Genomic DNA, 19949 nt, shown 5'->3' with positions numbered 1-19949 from the left:
CGAGCCCGCCCGGCGTTCGTTTCGTGTGTGCGAGGGGGGAAGGAGATCAGCTCAGGGCCTTGCTGCTCTCCGCCTTCTCCGCGCGCTCCGCCGCCTCCATCTCCGCGATCACGTCGATCGGCGGCGGGGCCTTGGCCAGGAAGATCCAGGTCAGGTAGACCGAGAGCAGCATCGGCGGGATGCCGAGGGCCACCTTCACCCAGCCGAGCTGGGTGGCGTCGCCCCACCAGTACAGCGGGAAGAGGATCGCCGACTTGGTCAGCAGGATCAGGCCCCAGGCCCAGCTGGCCTTGGTGTAGGCGACCTTGCGGCCGGGGTTGCGGGTGCGCCAGGAGAGGTTCTCCTTGAACACCGGGCCGAGGATCAGGCCGAGCAGCGGATAGCCCGCCACGGACGTGACGATGTACGCCACGGCCAGGCCCAGGGTGTAGAGCATGCCGGGCAGGTGGAAGTTCTTGGCATCGCCGGTCATCATCGCGAAGACCGCGCCGATGGCGACCCCGAAGACGCCGCTGAAGGCGTGCTTGACGGTGTCCTTGCGCAGCAGCCGGGCGATGCCCATCAGCAGGGAGAGACCCAGCGCGGCGATGGCCGCGGTGTGGATGTCCCGCTTGACGGTGAAGATCGCCACGAAGACCAGGCCCGGCACGGTCGTCTCGACCATGCCCCGCACCCCTCCGAAGGCCTCGAAGAGGGCGGCCTTGGTCGCCGCCGATGCGTCGGCGCCGTCACCGCCCGTCTCCTGCTGGTCCGTCATCGGCTTGTCGAGAGACGTCACCCGCTACTCCTGTCCGAGCGGTCGGAGTTCGTACTTGGGATTGAACAGCACCCGGCGGCCACGGCTCATCGAGATCCGCCCGGAGGCGATCAGCTTACGGCCGGGCTCTATGCCGACTATGGAACGGCGGCCGAGCCACACGACGTCGAGCGCGGCCGAGCCGTCGAACAGCTCGGCCTCCAGCGCGGGCACCCCGGCACGGGGGCGGAGCGTTACGGTCCGCAGTGTGCCGGTGACCTTGACTATCTGCCGGTCGTCGCAGTCGCATATCCGCGTGCAGCCCGTGGCCTCCGCGTCCTGCTGCAGCTCTGCGTGGTGCAGCTCCTCCTGCGAGGTGGACAGCCGGTCGAGCATCCGGCGGAAACGGCCGGTCGGCTTCTCGGAACGGGGTACGGCACTCATGAACCCAGCGTACCGGCAGCCCTCCCGGCGGGTTCCTGCCCCGCGAGCGGGCTGCCGTTTCGTCCTCCGCGGCCCGGGGCGGAGCCCCGGGTCACAGCTCGAAGCGGTATCCCATCCCCGGCTCGGTAATGCAGCACCTCCCGGGGGACAACCCCCGGACCCCCGGCCGACACCCCCGGCACCGCCGTCACAGCTCGAAGCGGTACCCCATCCCCGGCTCCGTAATGAAGTGCTTCGGATGCGAAGGGTCACGTTCCAGCTTGCGCCGCAGCTGGGCCATGTACACCCGCAGGTAGTTCGTCTCCGTGCCGTAGGACGGGCCCCAGACCTCCTGGAGCAGCTGCTTCTGGCTGACGAGACGGCCCGTATTGCGGACCAGGACCTCCAGCAGGTGCCACTCGGTCGGCGTCAGCCGCACGTCGCGGCCCTCGCGGTTGACCTTCTTCGCCGCGAGGTCGACGGTGAAGACCTCGGTCTCGACGATCGCGTCGTCCCCCGCGGCCGCCGGCCCCGTCGGCTCGGCGCGCCGCACGGCGGCCCGCAGCCTCGCCAGCAGCTCGTCCATGCCGAACGGCTTGGTGACGTAGTCATCCGCACCGGCGTCCAGCGCCTCGACCTTCTCGTCGGAGGTCTGGCGGGCGGACAGGACCAGGATCGGCACCCGGGTCCAGCCCCGCAGTCCCTTGATCACCTCGACGCCGTCCATGTCGGGCAGGCCGAGGTCGAGGATGACCACGTCGGGGTGGCGGGCGGCGGCGAGCTGGAGGGCCGTCGCGCCGTCGGGCGCGGCGTCGACCTCGTACTTCCGCGCCTTGAGGTTGATCACGAGGGCGCGGACGATCTGCGGCTCGTCATCCACCACGAGCACCCGGTTCATCGGTAACCACCTCTGCTGTTCGTGCGGGCCCACCCGCGGGGCCCGGGATCGGGGACTGCTGGACTGTCGGTACGCGCGGGACGGCTCACGAGGTGGCCTGCGCCGGGAGGTCGGGGCGGACGGGGGCGACGCCGTCGGCGGCCCGCAGGGTGAGCACCATGGTCATGCCCCCGCCGGGGGTGTCCTCGGCGGCGAGGGTGCCGCCCATGGCCTCGGCGAAGCCCCGGGCGACGGCCAGGCCGAGGCCCACGCCGGCGCCGCGCGGCGCGTCCCCGTAGCGCTGGAAGGGCTCGAAGATGCGGTCCTTGGCGCTGTCGGGGACGCCGGGGCCGCGGTCGGCCACCCGCACCTCCACGCGGTCGCCCAGCGCGCTGGCGGCCACCAGGACGGGCGTTCCGCCGGGGCTGTGCTTGACGGCGTTCTCGACGACGTTGGCGACGCTGCGCTCCAGCAGGCCGGGGTCGACGGCGACCATCGGCAGCGTCTCGGGGATGTCGAGGGTGACGCTGCCCTCGGGGACGCCGCCCAGGGCCATCGGCACCACCTCGTCGAGGTCGATCTCGCGGATCAGCGGGGTGACGGTGCCGGTCTGCAGCCGCGACATGTCGAGGAGGTTGCCGACGAGGTGGTCGAGGCGGTCGGCGCCGTCCTCGATGCCGGCCAGCAGCTCGGCCTCGTCCTCCTCGGACCAGGCGACGTCGTCCGAGCGCAGGGACGTCACCGCGGCCTTGATCGCGGCGAGCGGGGTGCGCAGGTCGTGGCTGACGGCGGCGAGCAGGGCGACGCGGATGCGGTTGCCCTCGTCGAGGCGGCGGGCCCGCTCGGCCTCGCCGACCAGCCGCTGCCGGTCCAGGACGACCGCGGCCTGCGCGGCGAAGGCGGCGAGCACCCGGCGGTCCTCGGCGGGCAGGACGCGCCCGGAGAGGGCGAGCGCCATGTTGTCGCCGACGGGCATGTCGACGTCGGCGTCCTCGGGCCGCAGCAGGGGCTTGCCCGAATTGGTCACGACGGCGGCCGCGCAGGTCCACGGGTCGACGTCGCTGGTGCGCTCCAGCAGCGCCACGGACTCCATGGCGAAGGTCTCCCGGACCCGCTCCAGCAGGGCCTCCAGGCTGTTGTCGCCGCGCAGCACGCTGCCGGCGAGGAAGGAGAGGATCTCTGACTCGGCGCGCAGCCGGGCCGCCTGGTGGGTGCGGCGCGCCGCCACGTCCACCACGGACGCCACGGAGACCGCGACGAAGACGAAGATCGTGATGGCGACGATGTTCTTGGGGTCGGTGATCGTCCACCGGTGGAGGGGCTGGACGAAGAAGTAGTTCAGCAGCAGCGAGCCGAAGGCGGCGGAGGCGAGGGCCGGGAACAGGCCGCCGAGCAGGGCCGCCGCCACCGTCATGCACAGGAACAGCAGCATGTGGTTGGCGAGGCCGAGGTCCGGCCCAACCTGCGTCAGCAGCAGGCTGAGCAGGGCCGGGCCGCCCAGGCCGGTGAGCCAGCCGGCCAGGATGCGGCCCCGGCCCAGGCGTGCGCCGCGCGCCACGGGCAGGCCGCGGCCCTTGGCGACCTCCTCGTGGGTGACGATGTGGACGTCCAGGTCGGGTCCGGAGTCGCGGGCCACGGTCTGGCCCACGCCGGGGCCGAAGACGTACTGCCAGGTCTTGCGCCGGCTGGAGCCGAGCACGATCTGGGTGGCGTTGACCCCGCGGGCGAACTCCAGCAGCGAAGCGGGCACGTCGTCCCCGATCACGTGGTGGAAGGTGCCGCCGAGGTCCTCGACCAGGGTGCGCTGGACGGCGAGCTCCTTGGGCGAGGCCGAGGTGAGCCCGTCGCTGCGGGCGATGTAGACGGCGAGGATCTCGCTGCCGGAGCCCTTGGCGGCCATGCGCGCCGCGCGGCGGATCAGGGTGCGGCCCTCGGGGCCGCCGGTGAGGCCGACGACGATGCGCTCGCGTGCGTGCCAGATGGTGGAGACGCTGTGCTCCGTGCGGTACTGCCGCAGGTACTCGTCGACGCGGTCGGCGGTCCACAGCAGGGCGAGCTCGCGCAGCGCGGTCAGATTGCCGGGCCGGAAGTAGTTGGAGAGGGCGGCGTCGACCTTGTCGGACTTGTATATGTTCCCGTGGGCCATGCGGCGGCGCAGCGCCTGGGGCGACATGTCGACCAGCTCGATCTGGTCGGCGCGGCGCACGACCTCGTCGGGCACGGTCTCCTGCTGCCGTACCCCGGTGATCGACTCGACCACGTCGCCGAGCGACTCCAGGTGCTGGATGTTGACCGTGGAGACGACGTCGACACCCGCCTGGAGCAGCTCCTCGACGTCCTGCCAGCGCTTGGTGTTGCGCGAGCCGGGCACGTTGGTGTGGGCGAGCTCGTCGACCAGGACGACGGCGGGGCGGCGGGCGAGGACGGCGTCGAGGTCCATCTCGGTGAAGACGGCGCCGCGGTAGGCGATCTCCCGGCGGGGCACCTCCTCCAGGCCGTGGAGCATGACCTCGGTGCGCGGCCGGTTGTGGTGCTCGACGAAGCCGACCACGGCGTCCGTGCCGCGCTCCACCCGGCGGTGGGCCTCCGAGAGCATCGCGTACGTCTTGCCGACGCCCGGTGCCGCGCCGAGGTAGATCCGAAGCTTGCCGCGTCCCATGGCCCCATTGTCTTTCAGGTCACGCGGTGGTGTCCGGGCGGTCCGTGCCGTCCGGATGTGCTGATGTGCTCGCACTGCCGCGTACGGTCGACCTTACGGCCAAAGTTCTGGACATATAGGGCGCCCGGGGGTGCCGGACACGGTATTGACGCAGCTCTGACGCCTTGCGCCGTGACTTTTGCACGCCCCGTCCGGTCCGGACGGGGAGGCGGGCTGACAGCATGACTGTATGACTGACGTACGCACGGCGCACACGTCCGGGCTGACCGACGCGGAACTCGCCGCGGTCCGCGCCCTCATGGACGACGCGTTCGAGGGGGGCTTCTCCGACGAGGACTGGGACCACACGGTGGGCGGCATGCACGCCCTCGTGCGGGAGGGCGGCGAGCTGATCGGCCACGGCTCGCTCGTGCAGCGCCGCATGCTGCACCGCGGGCAGTCCCTGCGCGCCGGATACGTGGAGGCCGTGGCCGTCCGCGCGGACCGACGCCGGCAGGGCGTGGCCTCGGCCGTGATGGACGCGCTGGAGGAGGTGCTGCGCCGCGGCGGCTACGAACTGGGAGCGCTGGGCGCGGCCGACGAGGCCGTGCCGCTCTACGCGGGCCGCGGCTGGCAGCAGTGGCGCGGACCCTCGGCGGTCCTCTCCCCGGCGGGCGTGCAGCGCACCGAGGAGGAGGACGGCTGCATCTACGTCATGCCGCTGACGGCGAAGCTGGACCTGGACGGAGAGCTGGCGTGCGACTGGCGGCCGGGCGACGTCTGGTGACGGGCGGCTGGTGACGGGCGACCGGTGACGGGCGGCCCGTCTCCCGGGGCAAAGCCGGAGCCCGGCCGCTGGTGGCGGGTGGCCCGTCACCGGCGGCGCAAGCCGGGGCCCGGCGGTGAAGGCCGGAGTCCGGCGGCGAAAGCAGGAGCCCGGCCGCTGGTGGCGGGCAGCCCGTCTCCGGCGGCGAAAGCCGGAGCCGGCGGGAGGCCGGAGTCCGGCGGTGAAGGCGGCGGCCCGGCGGCCCGGGTGAACCGCGGGCCCCTCCCCGCGCGTCAGCGCGGACGGGGCACGGGCCTGCGGCCCAGGAGGTCGGCGAGCCCCTGCCGGGTGGCCGCGACGATGACGCGGTCCTGGCCGCCCAGGACGTAACGGGCGGGCAGGTCCTCCATCAGGCGGGTCTCCTCCCGGCCGGAGGCCTCCAGGCGCCGGGAGGTCACCGCGAGCGCCCGCCACGCGCCGGGCACGAACGCTTCGCCGGCGGGCTGGCCGTTCAGCTCGGGGCGGCCCTCGACCTCCAGCGCCGCGATGAGGACGACCTGCCGCTCGACGGGCACCGCGCCCAGGATCTGACGCCCTATCATCGCGCCCGCGAAGGCCGGGGCGACGAGGAAGGAGACGCTGCGGCTGCGCGTCCACGCTCCGGGGTGGGAGGCGCGCAGGGTGCGGTAGACGGCCTTGGCGAAGCGGTCGTCGTAGAGCCGCATGACCACCCGCACCTCGGGGTTGACCGCCCGCGCGTACAGCACGGCCTCCAGGTTGGTGATGTCGCTGCTGGTCAGCGCCAGGAGCGTGCCGCTGTGGCCGACCTTGGCGGCGTCCAGCACGCCTTCCTCGGTGACGTCGCCGATGATCGTGGGCACGCGCAGCGAGCGGGCGAGCGCGACGCCGCGGGCCTGCGGGTCGCGCTCCACGCACACGACGGGGATGCCGAGCTCGCGCAGCCGGGCCAGCACGCGGGTGCCGATCTTGCCGAGGCCCAGCAGCACCACGTGGCCGGACAGGCCGCGCCGCGGGCGGCGCAGCGCCGAGGCGGAGCGGAAGGTCCCGAGCCCCTCCAGGGCGGCGGCCACGAGCAAGGGCAGGAGCAACAGGCCCGTGAGCCCGGAAAACAGCTGGAGGACCTTCCGGCCGTGGCCCTCGCTGATCGCCGGGTCGTTGATGGCGAAGAGGTCGAGCAGCGAGAGGTAGACCGCGTGCGTCGGGTCGTCGCTGGTGACGCTCCAGGACGCCACGGCCAGCGCGCAGACGGCGGCGGTCAGCAGGCCGAGGGCCCAGCGCAGGCGCCGGGAGAAGAAGGAGCCCAGCGGCAGGCCGCGGACGGTCGGGCGGACCGGCGTGGGCTGCAGGGCGAAGGGCACCGCCTCCAGGACGACCTCGGCGCGCCCCTCGGTGCCCGGCGGCCGCAGGTCGTCCGGCAGCAGCAACGGGCCGTCGCCGTCGGGGACTTCCGCGCTCCCGGGCCGCGGCGCAGCCGACAGCAGGGCGAGGGTGCACAGCTCCCGTCCCCGCCCGCGCCCGGCGATCACATGGGACCGCTCGGCGGCCCGCAGCATCAGGCCGCCCGCCTCGATGACCTTGTTGTGCCCGGAGACGGCGGCGGTGACGAGGACGGGGGCGGCGGTGTCGGCGTCCGACAGGACGGTGGTGGTGGCGGCTTCCGTGTCCGTGACGGGCGCGCCGTCCGCGGTCGCGGCCAGCTGGGCGGCCTGGTCGAGGAGCTTCGCCAGGTGCTCGCCGAGCCTGCGGTTGTAGAGGCGGATGACGAGCCGGACGCGCGGGTTGAGGCGGCGGGCGAGGAGGGCCGCCTGGACGTTGGTCTCGTCGTCGTCGTAGACGAGGGCGAGTGCGGTGGCGTGGGCCACCCCCGCCTCGGTGAACGCCTCCTCGCCGGGCTCCGCCGCTTCCAGCACCCGTACGAGGCCGCCGCCCGCCGCGGTGCCGTTGCGGTCGGGTGCGCCCGCGCGCCCGACGGCTCCGGTGACGCGCCCGAAGAGCGCCGCGGCACGGCCGAGCGCGGGCGCGGGACGCCGCCGGGCCTCGCGCGCCGGCGGCAGGACGACGGTGACGCGCTCGCCGTAGACGCCGGAGAGCTCGGCGGCGAGCCGGTGCACGAGCCCGTCGTCCCCGCACACCACCATGTGCGGTGCGGCCGGGGCGACATGGGGCTGCGGGTTCAGTGTGACCACGTTCAACAGAGTGCCCTGCGCCGGTCGAACATTCACCGGATTTCCCATGGATGTGGGGGGTGGTACACGAAAGACGGACGGGGCCGCCGGTCCGGCCGGCCGGCCCCGTCCGTGCTCCCGCTGGACGCGCTACTTCTTCGCGAGCTCCTGCAGCGCGATGTTGAGCTTCAGGACGTTGACGCGCTCCTCGCCCATGAAGCCGAGGATGCGGCCGTCCACGTGGTCCTCGACCAGCTTCTCGACCTTGCCCGCAGGCAGGCCGTTGGCCTCGGCGACCCGCTTGGCCTGCAGCCGCGCGTACGCCGGGGAGATGTCCGGGTCGAGCCCCGAGGCGGAGGACGTCAGGGCGTCCACCGGCACCGCCGACGGGGAGACGCGGTTGAACGCGGCGACGTCCGTGCGGCGCTGCTCGACGGCGTTCAGCAGGGTCTTGCTGTCGGCGGCGAGGTTCGAGGCACCGGAGACGATCAGCTTGTACTGCGTGTTCTCGGCGTTCGGGCCGGCCGCCGACGGGCGCGGCTGGAAGAACTTCGGGTCCGGCAGCGGGTTGCCGTCCTTGTCCTTCTTGTCGAGGTTGAAAGCCTGGCCGAGCCGCTCGGAGCCGACGGACCTGCCACCCGCCTTCACCTCGGAGCCGTTGGCCTTGTCGTGGAAGGCCGCCTGGGCGATGCCGGTGACGACCAGCGGGTAGATCACCCCGCAGACCACCGTCAGGACGAGCAGGGCCCGCAGCCCCGCGCCCAGCAGGCGGGCCGTGCTGTGTACGGAAGTGTTCATGGTGACGTCACCCGATGCCAGGGATGAGGGAGATGAGCATGTCGATGATCTTGATGCCGATGAACGGGGCGATCAGGCCGCCCAGTCCGTAGATTCCGAGGTTGCGCCGCAGCATGCTGTCGGCGCTCATCGGCCGGTAGCGCACGCCCTTGAGGGCCAGCGGCACCAGCGCGACGATGATCAGCGCGTTGAAGATGACGGCGGAGAGGATGGCCGACTCCGGGGAGGTCAGGCTCATGATGTTGAGCTTGTCCAGGCCGGGGTAGGCCACCGCGAACATCGCCGGGATGATGGCGAAGTACTTGGCGACGTCGTTGGCGATCGAGAAGGTCGTCAGGGCGCCGCGCGTGATGAGCAACTGCTTGCCGATCTCCACGATCTCGATGAGCTTGGTGGGGTCGGAGTCCAGGTCCACCATGTTCCCGGCCTCCTTGGCGGCCGAGGTGCCGGTGTTCATGGCCACGCCCACGTCCGCCTGCGCGAGCGCGGGGGCGTCGTTGGTGCCGTCGCCCGTCATCGCCACGAGCTTGCCGCCGGCCTGCTCGCGCTTGATGAGCGCCATCTTGTCCTCGGGCGTGGCCTCGGCGAGGAAGTCGTCGACGCCGGCCTCCTGGGCGATGGCCTTGGCCGTCAGCGGGTTGTCACCCGTGATCATGACGGTCTTGATGCCCATGCGGCGCAGCTCCTCGAACCGCTCCCGCATGCCCTCCTTGACGACGTCCTTGAGGTGGATGACGCCCAGGACGCGCGCGCCCTTCTCGTCCTCAAGGGCCACCAGCAGCGGCGTGCCGCCGGCCTGGGAGATCCGGTCGGTGAGCTCGCGCGCGTCCTCGGCGATGCGGCCGCCGCGCTCCTCGACCCAGGCGAGGACCGAACCGGTCGCGCCCTTGCGGACCTTGCGGCCCTCGACGTCGACGCCCGACATCCGGGTCTGCGCCGTGAAGGGCACCCACTCGGCGCCGGTGAGCTCGCCCTCGTGGCGCTCGCGCAGACCGTACCCCTCCTTGGCGAGGACGACGATCGAGCGACCCTCGGGCGTCTCGTCGGCGAGCGAGGAGAGCTGGGCGGCGTCGGCGACCTCGGCGGCCGTGGTGCCCTTGACGGGCACGAACTCCGCCGCCCGGCGGTTGCCGTAGGTGATGGTGCCGGTCTTGTCGAGCAGCAGCGTCGAGACGTCGCCCGCGGCCTCCACCGCGCGCCCGGACATCGCCAGGACGTTGCGCTGCACCAGCCGGTCCATGCCCGCGATGCCGATCGCGGACAGCAGCGCGCCGATGGTCGTCGGGATGAGGCAGACCAGCAGGGCCGCCAGGATGATCATCGACTGCTCGGCGCCCGCGTAGATCGCGAACGGCTGGAGGGTGATGACGGCCAGCAGGAAGACGATCGTCAGCGAGGCGAGCAGGATGTTCAGCGCGATCTCGTTCGGCGTCTTCTGCCGGGCCGCGCCCTCGACCAGGTTGATCATCCGGTCGATGAAGGTCTCGCCGGGCTTCGTCGTGATCTTGATGACGATGCGGTCGGAGAGGACCTTGGTGCCGCCGGTGACCGCCGAGCGGTCGCCGCCGGACTCGCGGATGACCGGGGCCGACTCGCCGGTGATGGCCGACTCGTCGACGGACGCGACGCCCTCGACGACGTCGCCGTCGCCCGGGATGACGTCGCCGGCCTCGCAGACGACCAGGTCGCCCACGCGCAGCTCGGTGCCGGGCACCGACTCCTCGGTGTCGCCGTTCAGGCGCCGGGCGACCGTGTCGGTCTTGGCCTTGCGCAGGGTGTCGGCCTGGGCCTTGCCGCGGCCCTCGGCCACGGCCTCCGCCAGGTTGGCGAACAGGACCGTCAGCCACAGCCAGACGGTGATCGCCCAGCCGAACCAGTCGCCCGGGTCCTTGACCGCCAGCACGGTGGTGACCACCGAGCCGATCAGGACCACGAACATCACCGGGGACTTGACCATCACCCGGGGGTCGAGCTTGCGGAACGCGTCCGGCAGCGACTTCATCAGCTGCGCCGGGTCGAAGAGGCCGCCGGAGACGCGCCCGGGCGCCTGGGACCCGTGGGGCGGGGTGTCCTGGGGTTCGCCCGAGGTGGGCCGGACAGGGGTGGTCGTGCTCATGAGAGTCCCTCCGCCATCGGGCCGAGGGCCAGGGCCGGGAAGTAGGTCAAGCCGGTGATGATCAGGATCGCGCCGACGAGCAGGCCCGCGAAGAGCGGCTTCTCGGTGCGCAGGGTGCCGGCGGTCTCGGGGACGGGGGTCTGCTCGGCGAGCGAGCCGGCCAGCGCCAGCACGAAGACCATCGGCAGGAAGCGGCCGAGCAGCATGGCGAGGCCGATCGTGGTGTTGTACCAGGGCGTGTTGGCGTTCAGGCCCGCGAAGGCCGAGCCGTTGTTGTTGGCACCCGACGTGAACGCGTAGAGGACCTCGGAGAAGCCGTGCGCGCCGCTGCCGTCCACCGAGTTGCCCTTGACGTTCAGGATCGACTCGGGCGGTGCGGACAGCGCCATGGACAGGGCGGTGAAGCCGAGCACCAGGGTCGGGGTGATGAGGATGTAGCACGCGGCGAGCTTGATCTCGCGGGTGCCGATCTTCTTGCCGAGGTACTCGGGCGTGCGGCCCACCATCAGGCCCGCGATGAAGACCGCGATGATCGCCATGACGAGCATGCCGTAGAGGCCGGAACCGACGCCGCCCGGCGCGATCTCGCCGAGCATCATGCTCAGCAGCGTGATGCCGCCGCCCAGGCCGGTGAAGGAGGAGTGGAAGGAGTCCACCGCGCCGGTGGAGGTGAGCGTCGTCGTGGTCGCGAAGATCGCAGACGCGCCGATGCCGAAGCGCTGCTCCTTGCCCTCCATCGCATCGCCCGCGGCCTGGAGCGCCGCGCCGTGGCCCGCGTACTCGGTCCACATCATCAGCGCGGTGAAGCCGAGCCAGATCACGCCCATGGCGGCGAGGATCGCGTAGCCCTGCTTGACGTTGCCGACGAGCTTGCCGAAGGTCCGCGTGAGCGAGAAGGGGATGACGAGGATCAGGAAGATCTCGAAGAGGTTGGAGAAGGCGTTGGGGTTCTCGAACGGGTGGGCGGAGTTGGCGTTGAAGTAGCCGCCGCCGTTGGTGCCGAGCTCCTTGATGACCTCCTGCGAGGCCACGGCGCCGCCGTTGACCTGCTGGGTGCCGCCGGTCAGCTGACCGATCTCATGGATCCCGGAGAAGTTCTGGATCGCGCCGCAGGCGACCAGCACGAGCGCGCCGATCACCGAGATCGGGAGCAGGATGCGCACGGTGCCGCGCACCAGGTCGGCCCAGAAGTTGCCGAGCTCGCCGGTGCGCGAGCGCGCGAAGCCGCGGACGAGCGCGACGGCCACGGCGATGCCGACGGCCGCGGAGACGAAGTTCTGCACGGCGAGGCCGAGCGTCTGGACGGCGTGCCCCATGGCCTGCTCGCCCGAGTACGACTGCCAGTTGGTGTTGGCGACGAACGAGGCGGCGGTGTTGAACGCCTGGTCCGGGCTGATCGCGGTGAAGCCCAGCGACAGGGAGTCGGGGAGTATGCCCTGGATCCGCTGCAGCAGGTACAGGAAGAGGACGCCGGCGACCGAGAAGGCCAGCACGCCGCGCAGGTACGCGGGCCAGCGCATCTGCGCGTCCGGGTCGGCGCCGATGGTGCGGTAGAGCAGCTTCTCGGCGCGCAGGTGCTTCTCGGAGCTGTAGACGCGGGCCATGTAGTCACCGAGCGGGCGGTGGACCAGCGCCAGCGCCGCGATGAGCGCGACGAGCTGGAGGACTCCGGAGAGAACGGGGCTCATATCTGTACTCAGAACCTCTCCGGGAAGACGAGGGCGAGGATCAGGTAGCCCAGCAGGGCGACGGCCACGACCAGGCCGACGATGTTCTCGGCGGTCACAGCTTCGTCACCCCCTTGGCGACGAGAGCCACCAGCGCGAAGACCGCGATCGTGGTGACGACGAAGGCCACGTCGGCCATCGTGTGCTCCTAGAGAGGGTTCGGATATGAACGGACCATCACAGGAAACCGCCCCCGGGAGCCCGCGCACGCTCCGTTGACGCGCTCTATACGGCCATTAGCGCCCCCTTGACGCAATCCATACGGGCACCCCTTTTGACCTGCAAAAACGCCGCTGGGCCGCAACCCCGGATCGGGGTTGCGGCCCAGCGGAACGCAGTAATCCAGCCGCCGGCGGACGACGGCGGACCGGTCTGCGGCAGGCTGCCGTCAGCGCACTTCGGTGATCTCCGGACCCCGCTCCAGGCGGTCCACGCCGCCCGCGAAGCGCGAGCGGTCGTCGTCCGTCTGCTGCAGGCCCTCGGCGACCATCTGGGCGTCCTCCGGCAGCTTCAGCACGATCGGGTCGCGCGGGGCCATCGGGGACTCGCCGCGGACGACGACGGTGTCCCGGAAGATCTGCTCCAGCAGGCCGGCGGTCTGCGGCTGCACCGCGCCCTGGCCCGAGATCACACCGCGCAGGAACCAGCGCGGCCCGTCGCACCCGATGAAGCGGACCATCTGCACGCCCTGCGTGCCGTCCGGCAGCGCCACCGGCACCTGGGCCCGCAGCTCCCAGCCGAGCGGGCCCTCGACCTCGTCCACGACGCCGCCCTGCTGGGTGATGCCGGAGGCGATCTCCTCGCGGACCTCGACCCAGATGCCCTCGCGCTTGGGGGCGGCGAAGGCCTGCAGCTGCACGGCGCTGTCGCGCAGCACCACGGTGGCGGCGACGATCGCGTCACCCGCGACCTCCACGCGCAGCTCCATGCCCTCGACGCCGGGCACGAACAGGCCGCCCAGGTCGACCCGGCCCTCGGTGGCGTCACGGACCTCGGAGAGGTCCCACGGCCCGTCGGGGCGGGGCTCCGGCTCCAGCCGGACGCGGCTCTCGGCCGCGGAGTCCTGCGCGTCCGGCGCTGAGTCCTCAGCCAACTCCTCGGAGGTCACGTCGTCGAGATGACCGGCATCCTCGACTACGTCCTCACTGCGCTTGCGGCGACGACCGAACACGTCACTGTCCTTCCCGGTCGCTGGCGACCGAAGCGAATCCATACCCCACGGCAGCGTGGCCACCGGTGGACCCGAAGCCCCCTTCGGCCCGTGCCGAGCCCGGAAGCTCCGCGACCTCGTGGAAGCGGACCTTCTCTACCTGCTGGACGACCAATTGGGCGATGCGGTCGAACCTCTCGAACCGAACGGTCTCCCGCGGGTCCAGATTGACCACAATCACCTTGATCTCTCCACGGTACCCGGCATCGATGGTCCCCGGGGCATTCACCATGGAGACTCCGCACCGGGCGGCGAGGCCCGAGCGCGGGTGCACGAAGGCGGCGTAGCCGTCCGGCAGCGCGATGGAGACGCCCGTCGGCAGCACCATGCGCTCCCCCGGGGCCAGCTCGGCGGCCTCGGTGGTCACGAGGTCGCAGCCGGCGTCACCGGGGTGACCGTAGGAGGGGAGGGGCACCTCGGGGTCCACACGGCGGACGAGGACGTCCAAGGGTTGACGCGTCACGGGTTCACCTCGAAAGCTCGCGCGACCTTCACCTGGTCGGGGTTGGCCAGCGTGGCCTGGATCTCTGCGGGACGGCCGTTCTCGATGAAGTGGTCGACCTTGACCTCGACGAACACCGCCTCGGCACGGAGTGCGAGCGGGCCCTTCGGCCCGCCGATCCGGCCGGTGGCCGCGGCGTAGATCTTACGGCCGTGCACGGCCTTCACCTCGGCCTGCAGGTGGAGCACGGTGTCCACGGGCACGGGCAGCAGGAAGTCGGTCTCCAGCCGGCCGGTCACCGCGATCACCCGCAGCATCCAGCCCAGCGAGCCCAGCGTCTCGTCCAGCGCCGTCGCCAGCACCCCGCCGTGGGCGAGGCCCGGGGCGCCCTGGTGCGCCTCCTTGACCCGGAACTCCGCGGAGACGCCCACGCCCTCGCCGGCCCGCACCTCGACGTGCAGCCCGTGCGGGACACCGGGGCCGCAGCCGAAGCAGTACTCGTAGTGCGACCCGATGGTCTCTCCGGGCGCGGGCGCGTCGGGGTGCCGCACCGGGGGAACGGCCCCCTCCGGCGGCGTCAGCGCTGTCGTTCGTCCACTCACAGGGGCTGACCTTACCCGCGACGGCCGGGCCCGGTCCCGCGCGTGTCAAGCTTGGGCCCATGCAGGCTTACGAAGAACGTCTCACCGCGCCCCGTTCCTGGTGGTTCATCGCGGTTCTGGCCGGGGTCGCGATGGCGCTGATCCTGCTGCCCCTGGGGACGGTGCCCATGCTCGGCGGGCTGGTGGGCGGCGGGGCCCTCGCGGCGGTCGCCGTCAGCGCCTACGGGTCCGCGCGCATCCGCGTGGTGAGCGGCGCGCTGGTGGCGGGCGACGCCCGTATCCCCGTCGAGGCGCTGGGGACGCCGCAGGTGCTGGACGCCGAGGAGGCCCGCGCCTGGCGCACGCACAAGGCGGACACCCGCGCCTTCATGCTGCTGCGCGGCTACGTGCCGACCGCGGTCCGGATCGAGATCACGGACCCGGCCGACCCCACGCCGTACGTCTACCTCTCCACGCGCTCTCCCGAGCGGCTGGCAGAAGCGCTCGCGGCGGTACGGGCCTCCTGACGCCGCGGTTGCCCCGGTGGGCGGTGCGGATGCCCTGACGGGCCTCTCGGGGGCCGGGCGGGCCGGTGCGGCTCAGGGCAGCCGCGGGGGGCCTTCAGGGGCCTCCGGGAGCGCCTCCCACGGCACCTGCCGGGCACGCAGGTCGAGGCGGACCTTGGCCGCGAGCCTTCTGGTGTCACGGCGGTTCATCACCGCGCCCACCGTCGCACCGATCATGAAGGGGGCGAGGTTGGGCAGGTTGCGGAACGTGCGCTTGAGGATCTGCTGGCGCAGCTCGCGCCGGAGCTGGCCGCCCAGGGCGGCATTGACGGTGGTGGGGGACGTGACGTCGATCCCGCGCTCGTCGGCCCAGGCGGCCAGATAGGCCAGGGAGCGCTGACGCAGCGTGCCGGGGGCCCGCAGGCCGTACACCTCGTGGAGCTCGGCGATCAGCTTGAGCTCCACCGCGGCCACGCCGGCGATCTCGGCGGCCAGTTCGGCGGGCATCGCGGGCGGCACCGGCAGCATCGCCGCGGCCCCGACCCCGGCGCCCACGGCGGACGTGGCATTGACCGCGCCCGCCACCAGCTTGTCGGCGAGCTCCTCCGGGCCCAGGCCCGGGAACTGGGCCCGCAGTGTCGCAAGGTCGCGCACGGGGATGCGCGGGGCGTTCGCGATGAGCCGGTCGACGAGGGCGGTGAGCCCCGCCCGCGCCCCCCGGCCGCCCTTGGTGGCGCCACGGCCGACAGCAGCGGCGAGCGAGGCCGTACGGCCTCGCTCGACGTGGGTGCCGACCGTGTCGCCAGGGGCAGGGACGCCGTCGCCCTGCCGTGCGGCCTCCTGGTCCGGCCCGGTGGTCAGCTCGGGCTGCCGGGAGCGCCGCTTCCGGAACGGGGTCGAGCCTGCCATCGCAGACCCGTTCCTCAGTCGCAGTCGCGGCAGATCGGCTGGCCGTTCTTCTCGCGCGCCAGCTGGCTGCGGTGGTGGACGAGGAAGCAGCTCATGCAGGTGAACTCGTCGGCCTGCTTGGGCAGGACCCGGACGGCCAGCTCCTCGTTGGAGAGGTCCGCGCCGGGCAGTTCCATGCCCTCCGCGGCCTCGAAGTCGTCCACGTCGACGGTCGACGCCGACTTGTCGTTCCGGCGGGCCTTGAGCTCTTCAAGGCTGTCCGAGTCGACGTCGTCGTCGGTCTTGCGTGGGGTGTCGTAGTCCGTTGCCATGTCGCTCTCCCCCTCTGGGTGTCTGCGGTGTCTCCAGCGCACGTAACGCGTGAGAGGCCGGACTTGTGCCCGACCCGAGGCGGAGATTTTGCCTCACATCAAGGTCTGTTACTCAATCGACACCCAACCGCACACCTGAAGAGGTGATGGGGTTGGATGGCGAACCGGACCGTACACGGTCCGAATGCCGCATGCGGATGCGCCATCACGTGTACTTCCCGTGATCAGGACCAGCGGAAACCCCCATTTTTCCGGCGTTCCGGCGAGCCCGCTGATCACGGAGAGTGGATGGCCGGAAGTTTGCCTGTGTGAGCGATTACACACACTCACAGCAAGGGTCGGAATGGGAAAATTCCGCCCAAAGCGAACCTGCGGCCGCCCTATTCTCGCAGAAATTTTCAGGTGGGCAGGACCACTCTCATGATCAACCCGCCTCCCTCGCGCGGCTCCGCGGTGATCCGCCCGCCGTGGGCGCGGGCCACCGAGCGCACGATCGACAGCCCCAGGCCGACGCCCTTGTCGCTGCCGGTGCGCTCCGTGCGGAGCCGGCGGAACGGCTCGAAGATGTTGTCCAGCTCGTAGGCCGGGACCACGGGCCCGGTGTTCTCCACCACCAGCACCGCCTGGCCCGGCTGCGCCTCGGTGGTGACCTCGACCCAGCCGTCCGGGGTGTTGTACCGCACGGCGTTCTGCACCAGGTTCAGCGCGATCCGCTCCAGCAGCACACCGTTGCCCTGGACGACCGCGGGCTGGCGCGTGCCGCGCAGCTCCACGCCCTTGCCCTGGGCCTCCGAGCGCGTCTGGTCCAGCGCCCGGGAGGCCACCTCGGCCAGGTCCACGGGCTTGCGGTCGACGATCTCGTTGTCGCTGCGCGCGAGCAGCAGCAGGCCCTCCACCAGCTGCTCGCTGCGCTCGTTCGTGGCCAGCAGCGTCTTGCCGAGCTGGTGGAGCTCCGGGGGCGCGCCGGGGTCGGAGAGGGTGACCTCCAGCAGCGTGCGGTTGATCGCCAGCGGCGTGCGCAGCTCGTGCGAGGCGTTGGCCACGAACCGCTGCTGCGCGGTGAAGGCCCGCTCCAGCCGGTCGAGCATCTCGTCGAAGGTGTCCGAGAGCTCCTTCAACTCGTCCTCCGGCCCGTCCAGTTCGATCCGGCGGGAGAGGTCGGTGGCGGCCACCCGGCGGGCGGTCCGCGTCATCCTGCCCAGCGGCGAGAGGACCCGGCCCGCCATGGCGTAGCCGAAGGCGAAGGCGATCACGGCCAGGCCGAGGAGGGCCAGCAGCGAGCGCTTGAGGAGGCCGTCGAGGGCCATGGCGCGCTGGTGCTCCATGCACAGGCGCAGGCCGTTCATGAAGGTGTCGCTGTTGGTCGCGGACCCCTGGGGCAGGCTCCGGCAGCTGGCGCTGGTCTCGACGTTGGCATTGAGGATCCGGAACGGCAGCTGGTTGCCCTGGGTGAGGGCGTCGGCCGCCAGCAGATAGATGATCGTCAGCAGCAGCACGCCGGCCATCAGGAACATCCCGCCGTACAGCAGGGTCAGCCGTATCCGGATCGTCGGGCGCAGCCAGGGGAACGGGCGCACGACGGGCTGCCGCGGGTCCCAGGTGGGCTTGGGAGGGGTCGCGGGGGGCGTGGGGGTGGGGGCGGAGGCCATCGGGGGATCAGATCCGGTATCCGGAGCCGGGCACGGTGACGATCACCGGGGGCTCGCCGAGCTTGCGGCGCAGGGTCATGACGGTGACCCGGACGACGTTGGTGAAGGGGTCGGTGTTCTCGTCCCAGGCCTTCTCCAGCAGCTGCTCGGCCGAGACGACCGCGCCCTCGCTGCGCATGAGGACCTCCAGGACGGCGAACTCCTTGGGCGCCAGCTGCACCTCCCGGCCGTCGCGGAAGACCTCGCGGCGGTTGGGGTCGAGCTTGATGCCGGCGCGCTCCAGGACGGGCGGCAGGGCCACGGTCGTGCGGCGGCCGAGGGCGCGCACGCGGGCGGTGAGCTCGCTGAAGGCGAAGGGCTTGGGGAGGTAGTCGTCGGCGCCGATCTCCAGGCCCTCCACGCGGTCGCTGACGTCGCCGGAGGCGGTGAGCATCAGGACGCGGGTGGGGATGCCGAGCTCGACGACCTTGCGGCAGACGTCGTCGCCGTGGACGAGCGGCAGGTCGCGGTCGAGGACGATCACGTCGTAGTCGTTGACGGCGATGCGCTCCAGGGCGGCGGCACCGTCGTACACGACGTCGACGGCCATGGCCTCCCGGCGCAGTCCGGTGGCGACGGCATCGGCGAGCAGCTGCTCGTCCTCGACGACGAGTACGCGCACGGCGTTGATCCTTCCCTTTGGGCCCGGGCGGGCAGGCTGGAGATACCCCTGTGGGTGCCTCCATCCTGCCTCGAACGTCGGTAAACCGGCTGTAAGGGGTGCCGGGGCCGACCTGCCGGCAGGCCATTCCGGATCGCCGCCGGGGCGGGGCCCGGAGCGGATTCCGGACGGGTGGGGGGATTGGTTCCGGACGGGAGGTTTCCCCGCGGACGGCGTGGGGGAAGACGTCTGCACACCCGCGATCACGCCCAGTGGCGGCACGCCACCACGGCCCGTCCGCCCGCGCCGGGGCAGGGGCGCGATCGATTCGCCGTCGGCACACCCCCGTGCCATCGACCCACGACGAGGGGGCGCAGCACCATGGACGCGTTCACCGCTGGCATTCTGCAGCGCATAGAGAGCACCCGCAGCGAACGGGACCAGGCCCGCAGGCTGGGCGACGAGTACACCGCCGAGGTGGAGCAGTCCGCCTTGGACGACCTGCACCGTCTTGCCGCCGAACACGGCGTCGAGGTCTCCGCGGCCTGAGCAGGATCCGACGGCAGTGCCCCGGCGCCGAGCGGCGCCGGGGCACTGCCATGTCCGCACGGGGGCGGGTGGCGGGGCTCAGCCCTGCCAGGCCCCCAGCTCCTCCAGGCGCCCCTGCAGCGTCTCGAAGAGCACCGGCGGGGCCGCCACGGTCAGCTCGGGGGAGACGGGCTCGCCCGGGCGGCCGCCGGTCAGGGCCCCGGCCTCGCGGGCGATCAGGGCGCCCGCCGCGTAGTCCCAGGGGTTGAGCCCGCGCTCGTAGTAGCCGTCCAGCCGGCCGCAGGCCACGTCGCACAGGTCGATCGCCGCGGACCCGCCGCGCCGGATGTCGCGCACCTGCGGCAGCAGGGAGCGCAGGACCTCCGCCTGGGCGGCGCGGCGCGCGGTGAGGTAGCCGAAGCCGGTGCCGATCAGGGCCTGGTCGAGGCCGGGAGCGGGCCGGACGGCCAGCCGCCGCTCACCCTCGTACGCGCCCTGGCCGAGCACGGCCCGGTAGGTCTCGCCGCGCATGGGCGCGGCCACGACGCCGACGACCGCCTCCCCGTCGAGCTCGGCCGCTATGGACACGGCCCAGGACGGCAGGCCGTAGAGGTAGTTCACGGTGCCGTCGATCGGGTCGATGACCCACCGCACGCCGCTGGTGCCCTCGCTGCTGGCGCCCTCCTCGCCCAGGAGGCCGTCCTCGGGGCGCCGCTCGGCGAGGAAGCCGGTGATCAGCTTCTCGGCGGCGATGTCCATCTCGGTGACGACGTCGATCGAGCTGGTCTTGGTCGCGGCGACCCCGAGGTCCGCCGGGCGCCCGTCGCGGAGCAGGGCCCCGGCGCGGTCGGCGGCCTCGAGGGCCACGGCCAGGAGTTCTGCCTTCAGGGTGTCGCTCACGGTGCT

20 protein-coding genes are annotated in these 19949 nt (G+C 72.1%); 3 read left to right on the top strand and 17 right to left on the bottom strand.

What is annotated here, in order from left to right:
* Positions 1-46: 46 nt before the first annotated feature.
* The 4 genes from FGW37_RS24475 to FGW37_RS24460 all read right to left on the bottom strand — a co-directional run bounded on the left by FGW37_RS24475 (position 47) and on the right by FGW37_RS24460 (position 4695).
* Positions 47-778 carry a DUF3159 domain-containing protein gene (locus FGW37_RS24475; protein WP_179083010.1) on the bottom strand — a complete coding sequence of 244 codons (732 nt, stop codon included), beginning with the start codon at positions 776-778 and terminating at the stop codon, positions 47-49.
* 3 nt (positions 779-781) lie between these two features.
* Positions 782-1180, bottom strand: a complete 399-nt coding sequence (locus FGW37_RS24470) for an OB-fold nucleic acid binding domain-containing protein (protein WP_079110128.1) — start codon at positions 1178-1180, stop codon at positions 782-784.
* 187 nt (positions 1181-1367) lie between these two features.
* Positions 1368-2057: a response regulator gene (locus FGW37_RS24465; protein WP_179083009.1), complete on the bottom strand. Its 690-nt coding sequence runs from the start codon at positions 2055-2057 to the stop codon at positions 1368-1370.
* Between the two features lie 85 nt (positions 2058-2142).
* Entirely contained in the window at positions 2143-4695 is a 2553-nt protein-coding gene (locus tag FGW37_RS24460) for a sensor histidine kinase (RefSeq protein WP_179083008.1), read from the bottom strand.
* 229 nt (positions 4696-4924) lie between these two features.
* Between FGW37_RS24460 and FGW37_RS24455 the strand changes: the two genes are divergently transcribed.
* Positions 4925-5461 carry a GNAT family N-acetyltransferase gene (locus FGW37_RS24455; protein ID WP_179083007.1) on the top strand — a complete coding sequence of 179 codons (537 nt, stop codon included), beginning with the start codon at positions 4925-4927 and terminating at the stop codon, positions 5459-5461.
* Between the two features lie 272 nt (positions 5462-5733).
* Here the strand turns inward: FGW37_RS24455 and FGW37_RS24450 are convergent, their stop codons facing one another.
* The 8 genes from FGW37_RS24450 to FGW37_RS24415 form a co-directional block, all read right to left on the bottom strand.
* A complete protein-coding gene (locus tag FGW37_RS24450; RefSeq protein WP_179084885.1) occupies positions 5734-7599 on the bottom strand; it encodes an NAD-binding protein in 1866 nt (621 codons plus the stop codon).
* Between the two features lie 177 nt (positions 7600-7776).
* Complete coding sequence (gene kdpC / locus FGW37_RS24445; RefSeq protein ID WP_179083006.1) at positions 7777-8424, bottom strand: potassium-transporting ATPase subunit KdpC; 648 nt, start codon at positions 8422-8424, stop codon at positions 7777-7779.
* Between the two features lie 7 nt (positions 8425-8431).
* Positions 8432-10540, bottom strand: coding sequence for a potassium-transporting ATPase subunit KdpB (gene kdpB / locus FGW37_RS24440; protein WP_179083005.1), 2109 nt, complete (start codon positions 10538-10540; stop codon positions 8432-8434).
* Entirely contained in the window at positions 10537-12228 is a 1692-nt protein-coding gene (gene kdpA, locus FGW37_RS24435) for a potassium-transporting ATPase subunit KdpA (RefSeq protein ID WP_179083004.1), read from the bottom strand. Before kdpA ends, kdpB begins: the two co-directional genes overlap by 4 nt.
* An 8-nt stretch (positions 12229-12236) precedes the next feature.
* The gene (kdpF, locus tag FGW37_RS24430; RefSeq protein ID WP_043188605.1) at positions 12237-12326 is read right to left on the bottom strand and encodes a K(+)-transporting ATPase subunit F; all 90 of its coding nucleotides are present in this window, start codon (positions 12324-12326) and stop codon (positions 12237-12239) included.
* Between the two features lie 329 nt (positions 12327-12655).
* Positions 12656-13438: a DUF3710 domain-containing protein gene (locus tag FGW37_RS24425; protein ID WP_246430528.1), complete on the bottom strand. Its 783-nt coding sequence runs from the start codon at positions 13436-13438 to the stop codon at positions 12656-12658.
* A gap of 1 nt (position 13439) precedes the next feature.
* A complete protein-coding gene (gene dut, locus FGW37_RS24420; RefSeq protein ID WP_179083002.1) occupies positions 13440-13940 on the bottom strand; it encodes a dUTP diphosphatase in 501 nt (166 codons plus the stop codon).
* Entirely contained in the window at positions 13937-14521 is a 585-nt protein-coding gene (locus FGW37_RS24415) for a PaaI family thioesterase (RefSeq protein WP_179083001.1), read from the bottom strand. Before FGW37_RS24415 ends, dut begins: the two co-directional genes overlap by 4 nt.
* A gap of 59 nt (positions 14522-14580) precedes the next feature.
* On the opposite strand from FGW37_RS24415, the gene FGW37_RS24410 reads away from it, so the two are divergent.
* Complete coding sequence (locus tag FGW37_RS24410; protein WP_179083000.1) at positions 14581-15027, top strand: DUF3093 domain-containing protein; 447 nt, start codon at positions 14581-14583, stop codon at positions 15025-15027.
* A 72-nt stretch (positions 15028-15099) separates the two neighbouring features.
* On the opposite strand, the gene FGW37_RS24405 is transcribed toward FGW37_RS24410, so the two are convergent.
* The 4 genes from FGW37_RS24405 to FGW37_RS24390 all read right to left on the bottom strand — a co-directional run bounded on the left by FGW37_RS24405 (position 15100) and on the right by FGW37_RS24390 (position 18536).
* Positions 15100-15915 (bottom strand): hypothetical protein, encoded by an 816-nt coding sequence (locus FGW37_RS24405; RefSeq protein WP_179082999.1) that lies wholly within the window; start codon positions 15913-15915, stop codon positions 15100-15102.
* A gap of 14 nt (positions 15916-15929) precedes the next feature.
* Positions 15930-16226 carry a DUF4193 domain-containing protein gene (locus FGW37_RS24400; RefSeq protein WP_030366107.1) on the bottom strand — a complete coding sequence of 99 codons (297 nt, stop codon included), beginning with the start codon at positions 16224-16226 and terminating at the stop codon, positions 15930-15932.
* A gap of 398 nt (positions 16227-16624) precedes the next feature.
* Complete coding sequence (locus FGW37_RS24395; RefSeq protein ID WP_179082998.1) at positions 16625-17875, bottom strand: sensor histidine kinase; 1251 nt, start codon at positions 17873-17875, stop codon at positions 16625-16627.
* 7 nt (positions 17876-17882) lie between these two features.
* Positions 17883-18536: a response regulator transcription factor gene (locus FGW37_RS24390; protein WP_030368611.1), complete on the bottom strand. Its 654-nt coding sequence runs from the start codon at positions 18534-18536 to the stop codon at positions 17883-17885.
* A gap of 360 nt (positions 18537-18896) precedes the next feature.
* Here FGW37_RS24390 and FGW37_RS24385 point away from each other — a divergent pair, with 360 nt between their 5' ends.
* On the top strand, positions 18897-19064 hold the full coding sequence (locus tag FGW37_RS24385; protein ID WP_179082997.1) for a hypothetical protein: 168 nt from the start codon (positions 18897-18899) through the stop codon (positions 19062-19064).
* A gap of 78 nt (positions 19065-19142) precedes the next feature.
* On the opposite strand, the gene FGW37_RS24380 is transcribed toward FGW37_RS24385, so the two are convergent.
* Complete coding sequence (locus FGW37_RS24380; RefSeq protein WP_179082996.1) at positions 19143-19943, bottom strand: inositol monophosphatase family protein; 801 nt, start codon at positions 19941-19943, stop codon at positions 19143-19145.
* Positions 19944-19949 lie beyond the last annotated feature (6 nt).

The organism is Streptomyces rectiverticillatus (genome assembly GCF_013394065.1).
Classification (GTDB): domain Bacteria; phylum Actinomycetota; class Actinomycetes; order Streptomycetales; family Streptomycetaceae; genus Streptomyces; species Streptomyces rectiverticillatus.
The sequence above is the reverse complement of the archived record's forward strand: the minus strand, read 5'-3'. Positions and strand labels throughout refer to the sequence as shown.